14 protein-coding genes are annotated in these 19,862 nt (G+C 71.5%); 8 read left to right on the plus strand and 6 right to left on the minus strand.

Going from position 1 to position 19,862, the window contains the following annotated elements; genetic code table 11:
- The first annotated feature begins 15 nt into the window (after positions 1 to 15).
- Positions 16 to 1,545 carry a DUF1800 domain-containing protein gene (locus tag QLQ12_RS15480; RefSeq protein WP_282760546.1) on the plus strand — a complete coding sequence of 510 codons (1,530 nt, stop codon included), beginning with the start codon at positions 16 to 18 and terminating at the stop codon, positions 1,543 to 1,545.
- Positions 1,546 to 1,615: 70 nt separating this feature from the next.
- On the plus strand, positions 1,616 to 2,884 hold the full coding sequence (locus tag QLQ12_RS15485) for a DUF1501 domain-containing protein (RefSeq protein ID WP_282760548.1): 1,269 nt from the start codon (positions 1,616 to 1,618) through the stop codon (positions 2,882 to 2,884).
- A 154-nt stretch (positions 2,885 to 3,038) separates the two neighbouring features.
- On the opposite strand, the gene mmsB is transcribed toward QLQ12_RS15485, so the two are convergent.
- From mmsB to QLQ12_RS15515, 6 genes are all read right to left on the minus strand, one after another.
- Positions 3,039 to 4,292 carry a multiple monosaccharide ABC transporter permease gene (mmsB, locus tag QLQ12_RS15490; RefSeq protein ID WP_282760550.1) on the minus strand — a complete coding sequence of 418 codons (1,254 nt, stop codon included), beginning with the start codon at positions 4,290 to 4,292 and terminating at the stop codon, positions 3,039 to 3,041.
- A complete protein-coding gene (mmsA, locus tag QLQ12_RS15495) occupies positions 4,289 to 5,824 on the minus strand; it encodes a multiple monosaccharide ABC transporter ATP-binding protein (protein WP_282760552.1) in 1,536 nt (511 codons plus the stop codon). Before mmsA ends, mmsB begins: the two co-directional genes overlap by 4 nt.
- A gap of 75 nt (positions 5,825 to 5,899) precedes the next feature.
- Positions 5,900 to 7,027 carry a multiple monosaccharide ABC transporter substrate-binding protein gene (gene chvE / locus QLQ12_RS15500; protein ID WP_282760554.1) on the minus strand — a complete coding sequence of 376 codons (1,128 nt, stop codon included), beginning with the start codon at positions 7,025 to 7,027 and terminating at the stop codon, positions 5,900 to 5,902.
- A 26-nt stretch (positions 7,028 to 7,053) separates the two neighbouring features.
- On the minus strand, positions 7,054 to 8,538 hold the full coding sequence (araA, locus tag QLQ12_RS15505; protein ID WP_282760556.1) for an L-arabinose isomerase: 1,485 nt from the start codon (positions 8,536 to 8,538) through the stop codon (positions 7,054 to 7,056).
- 22 nt (positions 8,539 to 8,560) lie between these two features.
- Positions 8,561 to 10,198 (minus strand): ribulokinase, encoded by a 1,638-nt coding sequence (araB, locus tag QLQ12_RS15510; protein ID WP_282760557.1) that lies wholly within the window; start codon positions 10,196 to 10,198, stop codon positions 8,561 to 8,563.
- Between the two features lie 148 nt (positions 10,199 to 10,346).
- Positions 10,347 to 11,330 carry a LacI family DNA-binding transcriptional regulator gene (locus tag QLQ12_RS15515; RefSeq protein WP_282760813.1) on the minus strand — a complete coding sequence of 328 codons (984 nt, stop codon included), beginning with the start codon at positions 11,328 to 11,330 and terminating at the stop codon, positions 10,347 to 10,349.
- 261 nt (positions 11,331 to 11,591) lie between these two features.
- Here QLQ12_RS15515 and QLQ12_RS15520 point away from each other — a divergent pair, with 261 nt between their 5' ends.
- Genes QLQ12_RS15520 through QLQ12_RS15545 form a run of 6 tightly spaced genes read left to right on the plus strand, consistent with a single transcriptional unit; the run spans position 11,592 to position 15,915 of the window.
- Positions 11,592 to 13,013: a DUF2252 domain-containing protein gene (locus QLQ12_RS15520; protein WP_282760558.1), complete on the plus strand. Its 1,422-nt coding sequence runs from the start codon at positions 11,592 to 11,594 to the stop codon at positions 13,011 to 13,013.
- A gap of 33 nt (positions 13,014 to 13,046) precedes the next feature.
- Positions 13,047 to 13,460, plus strand: a complete 414-nt coding sequence (locus tag QLQ12_RS15525) for a PPOX class F420-dependent oxidoreductase (protein WP_282760559.1) — start codon at positions 13,047 to 13,049, stop codon at positions 13,458 to 13,460.
- Complete coding sequence (locus QLQ12_RS15530) at positions 13,457 to 14,389, plus strand: pirin family protein (RefSeq protein WP_282760561.1); 933 nt, start codon at positions 13,457 to 13,459, stop codon at positions 14,387 to 14,389. Before QLQ12_RS15525 ends, QLQ12_RS15530 begins: the two co-directional genes overlap by 4 nt.
- 39 nt (positions 14,390 to 14,428) lie before the next feature.
- A complete protein-coding gene (locus tag QLQ12_RS15535) occupies positions 14,429 to 14,932 on the plus strand; it encodes a hypothetical protein (RefSeq protein ID WP_282760563.1) in 504 nt (167 codons plus the stop codon).
- A gap of 8 nt (positions 14,933 to 14,940) precedes the next feature.
- Positions 14,941 to 15,447, plus strand: coding sequence for a DUF6292 family protein (locus QLQ12_RS15540; protein WP_282760564.1), 507 nt, complete (start codon positions 14,941 to 14,943; stop codon positions 15,445 to 15,447).
- 30 nt (positions 15,448 to 15,477) lie between these two features.
- On the plus strand, positions 15,478 to 15,915 hold the full coding sequence (locus QLQ12_RS15545) for a hypothetical protein (RefSeq protein ID WP_282760566.1): 438 nt from the start codon (positions 15,478 to 15,480) through the stop codon (positions 15,913 to 15,915).
- Positions 15,916 to 19,862: the final 3,947 nt, after the last annotated feature.

Genomic DNA, 19,862 nt, shown 5'->3' on the forward strand with positions numbered 1-19,862 from the left:
GCCGAACCGTCTGGCATGACAAAGCCGACCCGCCGTACCGTGCTCGCCGGTTCCGTCGCCACCGCCGCCCTCGCCGCGACCGGCCTCGCCGTCGAGGCGCCCGCCGCGGCGGCCGCGCCCGCCGCCGGCAGCCTCGCCGCGGGCCTGGGCAACGACCCGATCGCGCACCTGCTGCGCCGGGCCACCTTCGGCGCGACGCCGGAGTCGTACGCGGAGGCCGCGAATCTGGGTGTGGCGGGCTGGCTGGACCGGCAGCTCGACCCGGCGCGGATCAGCGACGCGACGTGCGACGCGGTGCTGAAGCGGCTGCCGCTGGCCGGGGCCGACGCGGCGACCGTGCGGGCGAAGTCGTCGAAGAACTCCTACGACTCGTTCAAGCAGCTCGGCCGGGCCGTGATCGCCCGCGCGGCGTGGAGCGAGCGGCAGCTCTTCGAGCAGGCCGTCTCCTTCTGGTCGAACCACCTGCACGTCACCGCCCCGTCGTCCGGCGTCTGGGACACCCGCGCCGACTACGACCGGACCGTGATCCGCAAGCACGCCCTCGGCAAGTTCGCCGACATGCTGAAGGCCAGCGCGCGGCACCCGTCGATGCTGACCTACCTGGACCAGCGCTCGTCGACGAAGGCGCACCCGAACGAGAACTACGCCCGCGAGCTGATGGAGCTGCACACCGTCGGCCTGGTCTACACCGAGGCCGACGTGCTGGCCGCGGCCCGGCTGCTCACCGGCATGACGGTCGGCAAGTCCGGCGGTTACGTCTACGACGCGTCGGCGCACGCCACCGGCGCGGTCGCCATCCTCGGCTTCCAGCACGCCAACGCCGCCGCCGACGGTGAGTCCGCCGCGTTCGCCTTCATCGACCACCTGGCCCGGCACACCGCGACCGCTGAGCGGATCGCCCGCAAGCTGTGCGTCCGGTTCGTCGCCGACGAGGCGCCGGCCTCGCTGGTCACCAAGCTGGCGAAGGTCTACCTGGACAACGACACCGCGATCGCGCCGGTGCTGCGCGCCCTGTTCACGTCGCCGGAGTTCGCCGCGTCGGTGGGGCAGAAGATCCGCACGCCGTTCGAGGACACCATCGCCGCGATCCGCGCGCTCGGGCTCGGTCCGGACGCCTCCGGCGTGAAGTCGCTGGACGCGCTCTACAACCACCTGGTGTCGGCCGGCAACGCGCCGTTGCGGTGGAGCGCCCCGAACGGATACCCGGACGTGGCCGCCGCCTGGGCGTCGCCGTCGGCGTTCCTGCTGCGCTGCAACCTGCACCTGAACCTCGCCACCGGGTGGTACCCGAAGCAGCTCACCCGGCCGGCCGACCTGCTGAAGTCGCTGGTGCCGGTGCTGCCGGGCACGTACGGCGCGCTGGTCGACGCGCTCGCCACGCGCCTGGTCGGCGCGAAACTGCCGGCCGCGCACACCGCCGCCGTGCTCAGTGTCGCGGGAAAGGTGCCGACCAGTCCCCTGACCGTCAAGGACAAGTCGCTGGCCGGCTCCGCGCCGTACCTGATCGCTCTCGTCCTTGACTCGCCGTCCTTCCAGCTTCGGTGATCGTCACGACTTGACCACCGTGGCTCGCCGGAGGCGCGGCAGGGCCGGAGGGCATGACAAGGGAGGCACTATGACAACGGTGCTGTGTTGTGACGAGAACGAGAAGGCACAGCTCACCCGGCGCGGCCTGATCCGCCGTGGTCTCGCCGTCGGCGCCGGGGCCGCGCTCACCGGACTGGCCGGCGAGGCGCTCAGCACGAGCCTCGCGTTCGCCGCCGGGAAGTACACCGGGGACGTCCTGGTGGTGGTGTCGATGCACGGCGGTTTCGACGGACTGTCGGCGTTCGCGCCGATCGGCGACACCGCGTACTTCCAGGCCCGCCCCGGCATCGCCGTCCCCACCGCCAAGGTGATTGCCGGCGACGGCATGTTCGGGCTGCACCCGGCGATGGCCCCGCTGCTGCCGCAGTGGAAGGCCGGAAGACTCGCCGCGGTGCACGCGGTCGGGCAGTCGAATCCGACCCGGTCGCACTTCGCCGCGATGGAGGCGATGGAGAACGCCGCGCCCGGCACCTCGATCCGCAGCGGATGGCTGGACCGGATGCTCGGCCTGACCGGCGCCTCCGGACCGCTCTCCGCGGTGTCGATGGGCGACGCGATGCCGGCCCGGCTGCTGGCCGGCCCGTCGGCCGACGTGTCGATGAAGGGTCTCGACGAGTTCACCCTCGCCGCCGATGGCAAGAAGCCGATGGCCGCCGCGCTGCGGGCGATGTACGCCGACGCCCCGCCCCTGCTCGCCGGCCCGGCCATGGCCGCCGACCGGGCCCTGGCCGCCACCGCCTCGGCGAAGGGCGCCTACCGGCCGGCGAACGGCGCCGAGTACCCCGACAGCGACCTGGGCGGCGCGCTGCGCGACGTGGCCCGGCTGATCAAGGCGGACTCCGGCCTGGTCACGGCCGCGGTCGACTGCGGCGACTGGGACATGCACCAGGGGCTCGGCCCGGCGGTCAAGGGCCAACGGATGTACGACAACCTGGCCGACTTCTCCGCCGCGTTGGCCGCCTTCGTCACCGACCTCGGCGAGACCGCGATGAAGAACGTGACCGTCCTGACGATCAGCGAGTTCGGCCGCCGGGTCAAGGAGAACAGCTCGCGCGGCGTGGATCACGGCCACGGCAACGCGATGATGCTGCTCGGCGGCGGGATACGCGGCGGCAGAGTCTACGGCGCGTGGCCCGGCCTGGACCCGGCGTCGCTGGTCGCGGGAGATCTGGCGGTGACCACCGACTACCGGTCGGTGATCGGCGAGGTGCTGCAGAAACGGTGCGGCGTCGGCGCGCTGAACGATGTGTTCCCGGGCGTGAAGCCCTCCTCGTTCGGCCTGGCCGCCGCCCGCTGACCGACCCCGGCCCGGCCGCCGCCCGCTGACCGACCCCGGGCGGAGAAAGAGTTCAGGGCCGGCGCCTCTCCCAGGAGGCGCCGGCCCTTGTCAGCCGCCCCGGCTCAAGGCCCTGTGCCGGGACGGCGTGTTCTCTTCACCACTGGTCAGCTCGTCACTTGGCGCCGGCCGTGCGGCGCTTCGACCAGACGTCGAAGGCCACCGCGGCCAGGAGCACGCCGCCCTTGACCAGCATGACCTCCTTGGGCTCCGCGCCGAGCAGGCTCATGCCGTTGTTGATGACGGCCATGATCATGCCGCCGGTGATCGCGCCGACCACCTTGCCGACGCCGCCCTGGACGGCGGCGCCGCCGATGAACGCGGCCGCGATGGCGTCCAGCTCGAAGCTGTTGCCGGCGGTCGGGCCGGCCAGGTTGAGCCGGCCGGCGAAGATGATGCCGGCCACCGCCGAGAGCACGCCCATGTTGACGAACAGCCAGAACACCACCGACTTGACCTTGACGCCGGAGAGCGTCGCGGCCTGCAGGTTGCCGCCGACGGCGTAGATCTGCCGGCCGAACACGGCCCGGTTGGTGACCAGGGTGTAGCCGACCACCAGCACGGCGAGCAGGACGAGCACCCAGGGCAGGTTCCGGAAACGCGCCAGCTGCACGACGAAGAACATCACCAGGATCGCCGGGACGGCCACCTTGAGCGCGAACAGCCACATCGGGTCGACGGCCTGGCTGTAGCGGATCCGGGCGGCCCGGGCCCGGACCTGCACCAGGGCCATGCCCACGACCACGGCGACGCCGAGGATGATGCTGAACAGGTCGGCCCCGCCCAGCGCCTCACCGAGGCCGATGTTGCCGAGGAACCCGGGGATGAAGCCGTTGCCCAGCGTCCGGATCTCGTCGGGGAACGGGCCCTTGCCCTCGTTGCCGAGGATCCACATGGTCACCGCACGGAACAGCAGCATGCCGGCCAGCGTGACGATGAAGGCCGGAATGTTGAAGTACGCCACCCAGTAGCCCTGCCAGGCGCCGATCATCGCGCCGAAGACCAGCGTCGCGATCACCGCGACCGGCCAGGGCAGATCCCAGTCGACCATCATGACGGCGGCGAAGGCGCCGGTCGCGGCCACCACCGAACCGACCGACAGGTCGATGTGCCCGGCGATGATGATCAGCACCATGCCGATCGCGAGCACCAGGATGTACGAGAACTGCACGATGATGTTGCTGAGGTTCTGCGGGCCCAGCAGGTCGCCGCCGGTCAGCGCGGTGAACAGCACGACGACCAGGGCGAGCGCGATGTAGATGCCGCTCTGCTTGATGTCGAAATTGACTCTGCGGGGGGCGGTGTCGCCGTGCGGCGCGGCCGGGCCCTTGCCGGCCTGCACACCGGTGCTGGTGGGTGCGGCCGTCACGGCGCTACCTCCTGTGCTTCCTTCGTCATGAGGGTCATCAGGCTCTCTTGCGTGGCCTCGGCGCGCGGCACCTCGCCGGTGATCCGGCCAGCCGAGAGGGTGTAGATGCGGTCACAGATCCCGAGAAGCTCGGGGAGCTCGGACGAGATGACCAGGATGGCCTTCCCCTCGTCGGCGAGCCGGTTGATGATCGTGTAGATCTCGTACTTGGCACCGACGTCGATGCCCCGGGTCGGCTCGTCGAGGATCAGGATGTCCGGATCGGTGAGGATCCACTTGGACAGCACGACCTTCTGCTGGTTGCCGCCGGACAGCTTGCCGACGACCGCCTCGACGCTCGGCGCCTTGATGTTCATGCTGGCGCGGAACCCGTCGGCGACCCGGAACTCCTCGTTGCCGTCGACCCAGCCGGCCTTGGCCAGCTTGTCCAGCGCCGCCGCCGAGATGTTGCGCTTGATGTCCTCGATCAGGTTCAGGCCGTACCGCTTGCGGTCCTCGGTGGCGTACGCCATGCCGTGGTCGATCGCCTCGCGGACGGTGCGCGCCTGGATCTCCTGGCCGTCCTTGACCAGACGGCCGGAGATGTTGACGCCGTACGAACGACCGAAGACGCTCATCGCCAGTTCGGTGCGGCCGGCGCCCATCAGGCCGGCCAACCCGACGATCTCGCCGCGGCGCAGCGTCATGTTGACCCGGTTGACCAGCGGCCGGTCGGGCTGGCTGGGACTGAAGACCGTCCAGTCCTCGATCCGCAGCGCCTCCGCGCCGATCTTCGGGGTGTGGTCCGGGTAACGGTGTTCCATGTCCCGGCCGACCATCCCCGAGATGATCTTCTCCTCGGTGAGTTCCGGGGTGTTCGCGGTCCAGATCGTCTTGCCGTCCCGCAGGATGGTGACCCGGTCCGAGATTCCCATGACCTCGTTGAGCTTGTGCGAGATGATCACGCAGGTGATGCCCTCGTCGCGCAGCCCGCGCAACAGGTCGAGCAGATGCGCCGAGTCCTCGTCGTTGAGCGCCGCGGTCGGCTCATCGAGGATCAGCAACTTGACCTGCTTGGAGAGGGCCTTGGCGATCTCGACGAGCTGCTGCTTGCCGACACCGAGCTCGATGACCGGGGTGACCGCGCGCTCGGACAGGCCGACGCGGCGCAGTAGCTCGTCGGCCGCGGCGTTGGTCCGGTTCCAGTCGATCCAGCCGCGCTTGGCCTGCTCGTTGCCGAGAAAGATGTTCTCGGCGATGGAAAGGTTCGACGCGAGCGCGAGCTCCTGGTGGATGATGACGATGCCCCGGTGCTCGCTGTCGCGGATGCCGGAGAACTTGCAGGGCTCGCCCTCGAACTCGATGTCGCCCTCGTAGGTCCCGTGCGGGTAGACACCCGACAGCACCTTCATCAGGGTCGACTTGCCGGCCCCGTTCTCACCGCAGATGGAGTGGATCTCTCCTCTGCGTACGTCAAGATTGACGTCCTGCAGCGCCTTGACGCCCGGGAACGTCTTGGTGATGCCGCTCATCCGCAGAATCGTGTCGGTCATGCAGACCCTCCTAGTGGGCCGATGAGGCCCGCGCCCCGCCCGCCTCGAAAGGTGGGCGGGGCGCGGAAACCTACATCACTTCAGCTGGTCAGCCGTGTAGTAGCCGCCGGTGACCAGTTCCTTCTCGTAGTTGTCCTTGGTGACGATGACCGACTCCAGCAGCTGGGCCGGGACGACCTTCACACCGTTGTCGTAGTCGGTGGCGTTGTTCGTCTTCGGGGTCTGGCCCTTGAGCACCGCGTCGGCCATCTCGCCGGTGACCTTGGCGAGCTGACGGGTGTCCTTGTAGATGGTGGAGTACTGCTCACCCGCGATGATCGACTTGACCGAGGCGAGCTCGGCGTCCTGGCCGGTGACGATCGGGTACGCCTGCGAACCGGTGCCGTAACCGCCGGACTTCAGCGCGGAGAGGATGCCGATCGAGATGCCGTCGTAGGGCGAGAGAACACCGTTGACCTTGGCGCCGTCCTTGTAGGTCGAGGTCAGCAGGTTCTCCATGCGCTTCTGCGCGGTGGCCGGGTCCCAGCGCAGCGTGGAGACGGTGTCGAAGTCCTTCTGGCCGCTCTTAACGACGACGGTGCCCTTGTCGATGTGCGGCTGCAGGACGCTCATGGCGCCCTTGAAGAAGAAGGTCGCGTTGTTGTCGTCCGGCGAACCGGCGAACAGCTCGACGTTCAGCGGGCCCTTGGCGCCGGCGTCGGTGCCGTCGGCGTTGAGGACCTTGAGACCGATCAGCAGCGAGGTGGCCTGCTGCACGCCGACCTTGAAGTTGTCGAAGGTGGCGTAGTAGTCCACGTTCGGGCTCTTGCGGATGAGCCGGTCGTACGCGATGACCTTGATGCCGGCGGCCTTCGCGTTGTCGAGCTGGCTGGTGATCGCCTCGCCGTCGATCGACGCGATGATCAGCAGCTTGGCGCCCTTGGTGATCTGGCTGTCCAACTGCTGGGTCTGGGTCGGGATGTCGTCCTCCGCGTACTGGAGGTCGACCTTGTAGCCCAGGGTCTCGAGCTGCTTCTTCAGGTTGTCGCCGTCGTGGATCCAGCGCTCCGAGGAGCGGGTCGGCATGGTGATGCCGACCAGCGCGCCTGCGGTGACACCGCTGGCGGCTTCCTTGTCGACGGACTTCTCAGCGTTACCACAGGCCGCCATGGTGGCGACCATCGTGGCGGCGGTGAAAACGGCCGCGAGCCGGGTCAATTTCACGGTGGATCTCTCCTTTGAGAACGGTGTTACAGGGGGCGAGCCAGGCGGTGGTACGCCTGGTTCCAGCGCACCCGGTCGGAGAAGCCGGCCGGGGTGGTGCGCTCGTCGATCATCAGAAGCTCGGTCTGCGCCATCTCCGCGAAATCACGCAGAGTCTCCGCGTCGACCGCCTGGGTCAGCACGGTGTGATGCGGTCCACCAGCCATGATCCAACATTCGGCGGAGGTGGAGAGCGAAGGTGCGGGCTTCCACACGGCTCGGGCCACGGGCAGTCTCGGCAGCGGCTCGTCCGGGGGGATCACCTCGATCTCGTTCGCGACCAGCCGGAACCGGTCGCCCATGTCGGCCATGCCCATGACCACCGCCGGGCCGGGGGCCGCGTCGAAGACCAGGCGCACGGGGTCCTCCCGGCCGCCGATCCCCAGGGGATGGATCTCGGCGCGCGGCTTCGCCGACGCGATGGACGGGCAGACCTCGAGCATGTGCGCGCCGAGGATCTTAGGCTCGCCCGGGCCGAAGTGGTAGGTGTAATCCTCCATGAATGAGGTGCCGCGTCCGGTTCCGGAATCCATCGCCTTCACGGTGGCGACCAGGACCGAGGTCTTCCAGTCGCCTTCGCCGCCGAAGCCGTAACCGTCGGCCATCAGGCGCTGCACCGCCAGGCCGGGCAGCTGGCGCAGCCCGCCCAGATCCTCGAAGTTGGTGGTGAACGCGCCGAAGCCGCCGTCGGTAAGGAACTGCCGCATGCCGGCCTCGAGCCGCGCCGCGTAACGCAGCGAGTCGAGCCGCTCGTCCAGCAGCGCCGCGTCGACGTCGAAGACGTCGCGGTACTCCGCGACGAGCTTGTCGATCTCGACGTCCGGCACCTGGTCCACGACGGCGACGAGATCGTTCACGCCGTACGTGTTGACCGAGACGCCGAATCGCAGCTCGGCCTCGACCTTGTCGCCCTCGGTGACCGCGACGTCGCGCATGTTGTCGCCGAAGCGCGCCAGCCGCAGGGTGCGCAGGTGCTGAAGGCCGGTCGCGGCCCGGGCCCAGGCGCCGACCCGCGCGACGACCACCGGGTCGGCGGCGTGCCCGGCGACCACCTTGCGCGGCACGCCGAGCCGCGCCTGGATGTACCCGAACTCCCGGTCGCCGTGGGCGGCCTGGTTGAGGTTCATGAAGTCCATGTCGATGGTCGACCACGGCAGCGACGCGTTGTGCTGGGTGTGCAGGTGCAGCAGCGGCTTGCGCAGCGCGTCCAGGCCGCCGATCCACATCTTGGCCGGGGAGAACGTGTGCATCCAGGCGATGATGCCGATGCAGTTCCGGTCGGCGTTGGCGTCCAGCATGACCTGCTTGATCGCGCCCGAGTCGGTGAGCACCGGCTTGCCGACGACCTCGACCGGCAGACCGCCGGCGGCCAGGGTCCGCTGGATCTCGGCGGACTGGTCGGCGACCTGCCGCAGAGTCTCCGGGCCGTAGAGATGCTGGCTTCCGGTCAGAAACCAGATCTGCGGGTTCATCGCTGTTCCTTTGCTCGTGGTATCAAGCGGACCCGGAGACCCGGCGCTGGATCGCGCGCAGTTTCCGCATCACCCGGTTGCCACCCCGGCCGAAGTAGTCGTGCAGCTCCGAATACTCGGCGTAGAGCTCGTCGTAGACCGCGGCGGCCGCCGGGTCCGGCTGGTAGACGCCACGCGTGCAGCGGCCCATGACGGCGGCCGCGGCGCGGACATCCGGGTACGCGCCGGCGGCGGCAGCGGCGTGGATCGCCGAGCCGAGAGCCGGGCCCTGCTCGGATTCGAGCAGCGAGAGCGGCATGTTCAGCACATCCGCGTAGATCTGCATGAGCAGGCGATTCTTCATCAGGCCACCGGCGACGACGAACTCGTGGACCGGTACGCCGTTCGCGTTGAACGTCTCAACGATCTTACGTGCACCGAAGGCCGTTGCCTCGATCAACGCCCGGTACACGTCCTCCGGCTTGGTCGTCAGCGTCTCGCCGACCAGCAGCCCGGACAGCTCGTGATCGACCAGCACCGAGCGGTTGCCGCTGTGCCAGTCGAGAGCCAGCAGGCCGTGCTCGCCGGGCTTCTGGGCGGCGGCCAGCTCGGTCAGGCGCTGGTGGGTGTGCTCGTCCTTGAGCGTCGCGACGTAGTGGCCGAAGATGTCGCCGACGCCGCTCTGGCCCGCCTCGTAGCCGTACAGGCCGTCCACGATGCCGCCGTCGACGACGCCGCACATGCCGGGGACCTCGCGGATGTCGGCGCCGTTCATGACGTGGCAGGTCGAGGTGCCCATGATGGCGACCATCTGGCCGGGCTCCAGGGCCTGGGCGGCGGCCGAGGTCACGTGCGCGTCCACGTTGCCGACCGCGACGACGACGCCCTCGGGCAGGCCGGTCCACTCGGCGGCCTGCTTGCTCAGCGTGCCGGCGGCCGAACCGAGCCGGCCGATCGGCTGGTCCAGCTTGTCGGCGACGAAGTCGGCGAAGGCCGGGTTGAGCTGGGCGAGGAAGTCCCGCGACGGGTAGGCGCCGTTCTGGAGGATGCCCTTGTAGCCGGCGGTGCAGGCGTTGCGCACGTACTCACCGGTGAGCTGCCAGACGATCCAGTCGGCGGCCTCCACCCAGCGTGCCGTCGCCGCGTAGACCTCCGGGTCCTCCTCCAGCAGTTGCAGGGCCTTGGCGAACTCCCACTCCGAGGAGATCAGGCCGCCGTACCGGGGCAGCCAGGCCTCGCCGCGCGCGGCGGCGAGCCGGTTGATCCGGTCGGCCTGCCCCTGGGCGGCGTGGTGCTTCCACAGCTTGACATAGGCGTGCGACCGGGAAACGAACTCCGGCAGATCGCTCAGCGGGGTACCGTCACTGAGGGTGGGCACCATCGTGCACGCCGTGAAGTCGGTGCCGATGCCGATCACCTGGGCGGGGTCGATGCCGGCCGCGGCGACCGCCTGGGGCACGGCGATCTTCAGTACGTCGGTGTAGTCACCGGGCACCTGCAGCGCCCAGTCGTGACCCAGCGGGGTGCCGTCGGGCAGGGCCTCGGTGAGCACCGCATGGCTGTACTCGTGCACCGCGGAGCCGAGTTCCGCGCCGTCGGAGACCCGGACGACCACGGCCCGGCCCGACAGGGTGCCGTAGTCGACACCGATGACGTACGTCGCGGACGGATCAACGGACATGGGGCGTACCTCCGGTGGGTGGCCCGGGAGGTGGCCGGGGCCACACCCCAGCGGGAGCGAACCCCAGTGTTATCGCTAACAAATGAGGTGTCAACGCATGTCGGCAACAACGAGGTAACGGCATATTAACGAAGGCGGGCCGAACCGGTCAGAGGCGACGCGGAGCGCTTTCGCGGATCACCAGCTGAGGCGGGACGACGATCTGGTTCGCGGCGCTGGAGATGTCCCTCATCTGGCCCAGGAGCAGGGTCAACGCGGCCCGGGCCACGTCGCCGAAGGCCTGCCGGACGGTGGTCAGCGGCGGAATGAAATAGGCCGCCTCGGGCACGTCGTCGAAACCGACCACGGCCACGTCGTGCGGCACCCGGCGGCCGCGCTCGTGCAGCGCCCGCAGGATGCCCAGGGCCAAGTGATCGTTCGCCGTGAAGATGGCCGTCACCTCGGGCATCCGGGCCAGCATCTGACCGGTCCGGTAACCCTCGGAGGCGGACCAGTCGGCCGACAGCAGCGGCGGCACCTCGGCGCCGGCCTCCAGCAGGGTCTGCTTCCAGCCCTGGATGCGGCCGGCCGAGTCGAACCAGTCGGTTGGCCCGGAGACGTGCCAGACCGTTTCATGACCGGCGTCCAGCAGGTGCTGCGTCGCCGCACGGGCGCCGGCCACCTGGTCCACCGTGACCAGCGGCCGCCCGCTCGACGGGTCGCCGTCGATGAAGACCACCGGCACGTCACCGGGGATCTCGGCGAGGGCCTCGGTCGCGGAGGCGGTGTTGGCGATGACCACCAGGCCGGCCACCCGCTGGTCCAGATGCCGGTCCACCACCGCGGAGATCGAGGAGCGGTCCAGCTCGCGGACGCTGCCGACGCTGACGGCGAAACCGGCGTCCGCGGCGGCCTGCTCGAACTCGCTCAGCATGGTGGCCGGGCCGAACAGCGTGCTGTTGCGGGCGACCACGCCGATCAGCTGGGAGCGCCCGGTGACGAGTGCGCGGGCGGCGCGGTTGGGACGGTAGCCCAGCTCGGCGATGGCGGCCCGGACCCGCATGCGGGTCTGTTCCTTGACATTGGGATGATCGTTGAGAACGCGCGAGACGGTCTGATGGGACACACCCGCCAGCCGGGCCACATCCGTCATCGCCGGGCTACGGGAGATCTTGTCCACTTGCGCACCTCGTCTGATCCTGTGAACCTTTTCAACCCTGGCATTGAGCCTGACGGTGCGAGACGATCGGGCGGCGACACGCGGTTCCGGCCTCGTCATGTTGAAAAAAGTTCAGTTCTCATGGAGCGTAGCGGAATCCCACACCTGCCCGCGCAACCAGAAATGTTATCGATAACATCCGCTTTTTACGAGCCCCGCGCGGGCGATCTTCGGCGGCACGTACCCTCGGCAGCGATGGAACCGTCAGTGACGTTCAACAGCCCGAGTGTGCTGGGCAGCCTAGCCGACGAGGGGTTCACCTCGTTGCGCCGGGCCGCCGCACCGCGCGCCGAGCGGTACGAGGCCGGCCGCTCGCTGCGTGACCGGTCTCCCCGCTCCGAGATGGCGCACTGGCGGGCCCGTGACCGCCGCCCCGACCCGGTCGCCCAGGTCGTCGCCACCCACGAGGGGCGGCTGGAGCGGCTCATCCCGGTCCGCATCGGCCGGATGATCCAGTCGCCCTACACCTTCCTGCGCGGCACCGCCGGCCTGATGGCCGACGACTTCGCCGGACTGCCCAGCACCGGCATCACCCCGGTGATCTGCGGCGACGCCCACCTCGGCAACTTCGGGTTCTACGCCTCTCCCGAGCGTGAGCTGGTCTTCGACCTCAACGACTTCGACGAGGCGCACCCCGGCCCGTGGGAGTGGGACCTGCGCCGCCTCGCGGTCAGCGTGCACGTCGCCGGCCGGGTCAACGGCTTCCGGGAGAGCGCCTGCTCCGAAGCGGTCCAGCACTGCGTCGAGGAGTACCGCGTGCAGATCGGCCACCTCGCCGAACAGCCGCTGCTGCGCCGCTCCTTCGACCAGCTCAACGTCGACGCGATGCGCTCGGCCGCCAGCCGGGACAGCTTCCGCGACGAGATCGAGCGCGCCGCCCGCCGGGCCCGACGCCGCACCAGCGACCGGGCGCTGCCCCGGTTCACCGAGCGCAACGACGGCGCCATGCGGCTCGTCGAGGAGCCGCCGCTGATCACCCGGCTGCCCGCGGAGGAACGCGACCAGCTGGCCGAGGGCCTGGACGGATACCTCAGCACCGTCCGGCCGCACTGGGCGCGGATCCTCGGCGGGTACCGGATCGTCGACATCGCGCACAAGGTCGTCGGCGTGGGATCGGTCGGGCTGCGGGCGTACGTCGCGCTGTGCGAGGGCAGCAGCCCCGACGACGTGCTCTTCCTCCAGCTCAAGCAGGCCCGCCGGTCGGTGGTCGCGAAACACCAGCACGGCGCGCTCGCCTGGCACCGGCATCAGGGCCAGCGGGTCGTCGAATACCAGCAGGCCCTCCAGACGGTCAGCGACCCGCTGCTCGGCTGGACCACGGTCGGTGACCACCAGTACTACGTGCGCCAGTTCCGGGACATGAAGGGCGCGATCGTCGTCGAGGACATCGACGCCGGAGCGCTCGCCGACTACGCCCGGATCTGCGGCTACCTGCTCGCCAAGTCGCACGCCCGCACCAGCGGGGCGTCGATGATCGCGGGCTACGTCGGCAGCGGCGACAAACTCGACGAGTCCCTCGCGCGCTTCGCGCGGGCGTACGCCGATCAGGTCGAGAGCGACCATCAGGCGCTGCTGGCCGCGGTCAACCGCGGCGAACTGCCGGCCGAGCCGGCGTGAAACCCTCTTCCCACCCCCCCCGGAGGTACGTCCGTGAGCGGCGCGATCCCGATCGACTCACCCCTGCTCGCCGAGTTCTGGACCGAGCGCCACCTGTGCACGCTCACCACGCTGCGCGCCGACGGATCGCCGCACGTGGTCGCGGTCGGCGCCACCCTGGACCCGGTCGCCGGGCTCGCCCGGATCATCTCGTCCGGTGGCTCCGCCAAGGTCCGGCACGTCCTGCGCGGGCAGCAGCGGGTGGCGATCTGCCAGGTCGACGGCCCCCGCTGGAGCACCGTCGAAGGTCTCGCCGTGATCCGCGACGACCCGTCGTCGGTCACCGAGGCCGAGCAGCGGTACGCCGCCCGTTACCGCACCCCCCGCCCGAACCCGGAACGCGTCGTCATCGAGGTCAAGATCACCCGCATCCTCGGCTCCGCGTCGCTACTACCCTCGGGGACATGAGCAACCCGCCGGGCACCGCCGATCACGTGCTGCTGCCCGGGCACGACGTGCCGCTGGGGCGGTACACGACGGTGCGCCGGCTGCTGCCGCACCGGGACCGGCGCATGGTCGGCGCCTGGTGCTTCGTCGACCACTTCGGGCCCGACGACGTCGCCGGGCGGCCCGGCATGCGGGTGCCGCCACACCCGCACACCGGGCTGCAGACCGTCACCTGGCTCGTCGACGGGCTGGTCGAACACCGGGACAGTCTCGGCAGCCACCAGTTCATCGCGCCCGGCCAGCTCAACCTGATGACGTCGGGGCACGGCATCGCGCACTCCGAGCACACCCCGCCGGAGCACCCCGACAGCGCACACGGGCTGCAACTGTGGATCGCGCTGCCGGAGGACGCCCGGCACGGGCCGGCCCGGTTCGAGCACCACGCGGAACTGCCCTCCTACCAGGAGGGGCCGGTCACGGTCACCGTCGTGGCCGGCGAACTCGGCGGGCGCCGCTCCCCCGCCCGCGTGCACTCGCCGCTGGTCGGAGCCGAGCTGATCTACACCGCGGCGGGCCGGCACCGCCTCGGCGTCGATCCGGCGTTCGAGCACGCGGTGCTGGTGATGTCGGGGGCGGCCACGGTCGCGGGAACGGAGCTCCAGCCGGGATCGCTGCTCTTCGTGAGCGGTGGGCGTACCACGCTGGATCTGGAAGTCGCCGGAACGGCGCGGTTGTTCCTGATCGGCGGCGAGCCGTTCGACGAGCCTCTGGTCATGTGGTGGAACTTCGTGGGCCGGTCGCACGACGACATCATCCGGGCGCGGGAAGAGTGGATGGCCGGCGCCGAGCGATTCGGGGTCGTCGGCGGGTGCGAGGCCGACCCCCTCCCGGCGCCCGAGCTGCCGACGGTGCGGCTGAAAGCGCGTGACCGGCACGGCCGGACGTGGTGACCTTTTGTCTTTCCGGCCGGTGATTGCCATGATCATCCGATGACGCCCGAGCGACTCCTCACGGCGCTGGCCGGCGTTCCGGGCCTTCATCCCCGCGCCGGACAGCGGGTTCCGTCGATCTTCACCTGGGACGACGGCCCCTCCGGAGCGACCGCCGCGGCCGCGTTGACCGCCGCCGGATTCGAGGTGACCGACCCGTTCTGGGCCGGTGGACTGGTCGACGTCCGCGACCGGGAACCCTGCCTGTTCCAGCGGGTCCTGCGCCCGGAGACGGCCGCCCTGCTCTGGCTGCACGGCACCGAACCCGACGACCCGGCCGGTGACCGGCTGCTGGCCCGGCGCGCCTTCGCGACCGACCTGCCCGGCGAAGGACTGCGGCCCGGCGACCACTCCGCGGAGCTCGCGGCACACCTGCTGGCCGGGGAGATCAGCGAGTTCGACTTCGGCGGGGACACCCTGTTCACCCAGATCGGCGAAGCGGCACGGCGTGCCTTCGGCGGCCGGGCCGGGCTCTTCGAGATCGCCCGCCGGGCCGTCGTCTGAGGTTCACGGTGGCCGAGAGCGGACTCGCGCACGCGGGATACATCCGGGCCGTGGCCGGGGCGCTGGAGGCGGCCGGCGTGCCGGTGGCGGACTGGCGCGCCGACCCCGGCCCGCCACGGGACGGCTGGATACCGTTCGATCTCGCCCGGCAGACGCGCCTGCACGGGCGGGTGGTGTGGGACCACGACGCGGCCGGCGCCGGATGGTCCGAGGAGCGCGGCTGGTATCTGCTCACCGTCGACGATCCGGCGGGGCGCGACGTCCGTACCGTGCGGGCCCTGGAGGTCCCGGTGATCGCCGCGCCGCGCGCGGTGGCCCGGGCCGTCGCCGCCGTCGCGGGCCTGGCCGACAGCGTCGCCACCGGACCGCCCGCCTCCGGCCCCGCCGATCCGGAGTTCTCCGGCCACCGTGCCGGGGTCGTGGATCCGGCGTTCGAGGAGGCGCTGCTCCGCTATTCGCCGAGTCGCACAAAGTCCGTTGACGGGTGGCGGACGGCGGCGGAAGGTCGAGGGTAGACCGACCGAACCTCCCGGCGGAGGAATCCCGTGACCCTCCTCGATGCCAGCCGACTCGCCCTGATCTTCGCCGCCCCGGGCGTCGTGATGGCCGGAATCCGTTACGTCCCGCGGTGGTGCGCGGCCCTCGCCGAGCTCCGCCGGCAACGCCGCAGACCCGAGCCGGCGCCGTACGGGCCGCCGATCCAGCAGCTCGCCGCCGACCTGCGCCGCCTGCTGCGCCTGCACGGCGAACTCGCCGCGTCCGCGCACTCGGCCCTCTGCGCCCACCGGCTGTGGGCGGTCGAGGCGGCGATCGGCACCCGGGCGATCGAGACCGCGACCGCGCTGGCGGTGCCGCACCCGCACCCCGACCGGGCCACCGCACTGACCCGGACCGAACTGTCGGCGCTGCTGAGCGCGCTGGCGGCGGCCGGGCTGGTGCTGCCCACCCGGGTCGGCGGCTTCACCACCGACGGCCGCCTCTGAGACCGGCGCCCACCGGCCGGAAGGGCCGGGAGCAGGGTCGCCACCGCCTCGCCTGCCCGGCGGGCGGCACGCGACGACTTCGAGGGGGGTCTCGTCATCGCGGGCCACCCGCCGGGAGGAGCGGGAGAGACAGCGGCGGGAGATGGGCTCCCGCCGCCGCCTCCCGTCCCGACCCGCACGCCAAGATCCATCAACCGCGGGAGGGCGAGGGGGGATCGCCTCCACGGATCGTCTCGGGCGCGGTGCGGCCGCCGAATGACTGGGGGGCGGCGGCCGTGGGCCGGGAAGTCCTTCAGCCGTGCCTGCTCCGTGGTGGGGGCCACGTGGCGCCGGCCGGGCTGTCGCCGGCCATGCGGTGCGGACCGGGCGGTTACCGGCCGCATGACGCCGGCCGGGGTGTTACCGGCCGCACATTGCCGGCCGGGGTAGTACAGGCCGCATGGTGCCCGGCCGGGTGTGCTCCCGCCGGGACGTCGTTGGCCGCAGCGGGACGCCCGGTCCGCGGACCGGGCGTACATCCACCGTGACAGACCGGGTGTCCATGATCCGCGGGCGCGCGGGGTGTCCTTCGCCACCCCGACGGGGCCGGCGTCATCACCTGTTCAGGGTCGCCCGCCAGTCCGTGGTTGCGATGAAGGGAAGCTTAAGAAGTCCTTAAGTCGAGGCCCGGCCCGTCACCGCGCCGCAACGATCCTCGTTGATCGGGACAGCCACCGGGACCCCTCCGGGACCTCTGCCGAAACATCGTCATAGTCACTGCTCAACCTGTTGAACCGGCAGCCCCCGCAAGACGTATACCCCGTTGGTCGGGCACCATCGGCGGACTGCGGCGCCGATCCGATCGACGCTCGCGGGCCGGCCGCGACGCCGGTGACAGAGTTCCGCAGGGCGGTGGCGCACTACGCAAATCCGTGGTTAACCTTCCACATCCACCACGTGGCAGGCGTTGATCGCAGAGGCGCGCGGGGGCGGGCACCGGGGGGTGCGGAGGTGGTCCAGGGTGAGGACGGTGGCACGGATGCGGCGACGGGGCTGTAGGCCTTTGCCCTGCCGATTCGGGGCCCCCTCATGAGCTTCGAGGACGACGAGTACTGGGCGGACGAGTACGACGACTACTCGTTCATGCCGAGCTCCGCGGTCAAACAGGAGAGGCACTACACCAAACGGACAGCGCCCGACCCGGTCATGCCGACCCGCCGCCGGCCCGCCGGAGGTAGCCCCGACGAGGTCGCCGCCCGCCGTCAGAAGAAGGCCGCGTTCGACTCGGAGCGGCCGAGCTGGCTGGACGACCCCGACTTCGAACCGATCGACACGTCCGTCGAGAACCTGGCCGGCGACGAGTTCGACGACATCGACTTCAACCGGCCCGAGCTCGGCATCGACTTCGACAAGCCCGACTTCCCCATCATCGACCCCGCGGCGCGCCCCGACCTGCGGCGCGGCGCCGCGCCGCAGCGCCGCGGCGGCGACAACCGCTATGAGCGTACGGTCGGCGAGCGCCGTGACGCCGCCCGCCCCGACGGCCGTCACCCGGCCCCCCGCTACCGGGGCGACACCCCCGCTCCCGACAGCGCTCCCCGCTTCGACGACGGTTCGGGCTCGCGGGACAGGCGGCGCGACGAGACCGGTGGCCGCCGTCGCCGGGAGGACATGCCCGCCCGCCAGGACAACCGGTGGGACGACGCCCCACCGCGCCAGGGCGACGCGCTCGCCGGACGGGACGGGCGCGATCGCCGGCCCGCCGGCCTCGACCCGCGCGACGACCCCCGAGCCCCGTTCCGCGACGAGCGCCGCGAGCCCGCACGCGACGACCGCCGTGACGGTCCGCGCGCCGAACCCCGTGAGCCGTCCCGCGACGTCGGCCGTGCCGCCCCGCCTCCCGCCCGCGACATCGGCCGTGCCACGCCGCCTCCCGCCCGCGACGCCGACCGTGCCGCGCCGCTCTCCGCACGTGACGACAGCCGTGGTCCTTCGTCGTACGACGGCCGCCGGGACGATCGTCGCGAGCCGATTCCGGACGACCGTCCGGGCCGCGGGCGGCGCGTCGGCGAGATCCGGTCCGACGAGCTGTGGCCCGACGCCGACCAGGGCCGGGGGCGCAACGGCGACCGCTGGGAGACCGCGGAGCCCCTCCGCGACGACGACCGGTGGGAGAGCGCCGAGCCCCTCCACGACGACGAGCGGCAGCGCTCCGGGCGCACCATCGAGCTGGGCGCGGACGAATACTGGGAGGAAGCCGACCGCTCCGGGCCGAACAACGGCCGCCGTGACCAGCCGGGCCGCCCCGGCGGTGAGCGTGCCCGCTCCGACGACGGCTGGGCGAACGACGAGTTCGGGCCGATCCGCCCGCACGGCGGACGCCGCACGCGGCGCGACGACGTGGACGCCGCCCGGCCCGCTGCGGCCCGCCGCGACGAGGTGGACGCCGCCCGGCCGGCCCCGGTCCGCCGCGACGACCTGGCGGCCACCGGGCGCGCGCAGGTCCCGGCGCAACCCGCCGAACGCGCCGACGGCTTCGACCAGATTTCGGGTACGGGTGGCCGGCCCTACGACATCGACCGGCCCGACCTCGGGACCGCCTTCCCCGCCGACGGGGACCCCCGTCCGGTCTTCGAACCCGGCATCCGGCCGGATGGCCGCGACCAGGGCGAACGCCGTGCCACCGCGGGCGGCGCCTGGGCCGGCGACCTCACCGTGGGCCGCAGCGAGCCCGCCACGACCGGCGACGGCCCGGCCGGCCGCACCGGCGGCGCCGGCCACGACCGCGACCTCACCGAACGCCCGGATGGGGAACTCGCGGCCTCGTCGCGCGCCGCCACCGATGGCCCCGCCGCCGACCGCGACGCCGCCTTCGGACCGGGCCCTCGCAGCGGTACCGAGCACGCGGATGCCGCCGCCCGTGGAGTCGTGCCGCAGAGCGATGCGGCGGCCTCACCAGGAGTCACGGACCGCGGGACGCTTCCCTCGAGCGGGGCGGATCGCGGGACGCCTACCCTGAGCGGGGCGGATCGCGGAGCGATGTCGCCGGGAGCGGCAGAGCACGGAACACGTCCCCACGATGCGGCAGAGCACGGAACGCGTCCCCACGATGGGACGGATCGTGGAACGCTCGCGCCCGGTGTGACGGATTTCGGCACCCTGTCGCCGCGCTCGACGAATCCCCGGATGTCCGCGGCGAGCACGGCCGGACACGCGGCGCCTTCGCCGAGTGGGGACGGACGCGACGTCCTGGGCCAGGGTGCGGTCGATCGTGGTGCGTCAGAACGAGGGGCTCCGGCGCAGGACTCCCGGGAACGAGACGCTTTCGAGCCGGAAGGCTCGGACAGCACGGAACACAAGGGCGCCGACAAGCGGGGCGGAGGCTGGCGGTCGGCTGTGGCCCGGCTCGTGCCGGGGCAGCGGGGAGCGGCCAACGGTGCGCCCGCCGAACCGGCGACCGACCGCGACGGCCGGGAGCGGCCGGGTTCGGACGCTGTTCAGGGCCAGAGCATCGGCCCGGCACAGCGGACCGAGGACCGGTCCACGGACACTGGCTCCGGCAACGGGGACACCGGTCCTCGGGTGCTACGGCGCGCTGAGGCTCCCGTACCCCCGAGGGTTGTCAGCAAAGCCGCGCCGCCACCCGTGCCGCGCGTCATCAAGGCCGAACCGCCGGTGACGCCGCGTGTGGTGGGCGCGTCGGCGCCGGTTCCGCCGGCGCGGATCATCGGCCCGAACGGGACACAGCCGCCTGCCGAACCGGTACGCCCGGACGCGAACGCCGCCCCGGCGGCCCGCTCCGGCGATGCGGGCGCGGGCGCTGCCCCAGGTCATCGCGACACACACGCGGCCACCGCGCATGGTCATCGGCCGGGTGTCTCCTCCGGCCCCGTTTCACCGGGACCGGCTACTCACCGCGGGCCGGACGCGGGCAGTCCGGCGGGTCACGCCCCGATGGGGGCGGGAAC

Source organism: Actinoplanes sandaracinus (genome assembly GCF_030009775.1).
Taxonomy (GTDB): domain Bacteria; phylum Actinomycetota; class Actinomycetes; order Mycobacteriales; family Micromonosporaceae; genus Actinoplanes; species Actinoplanes sandaracinus.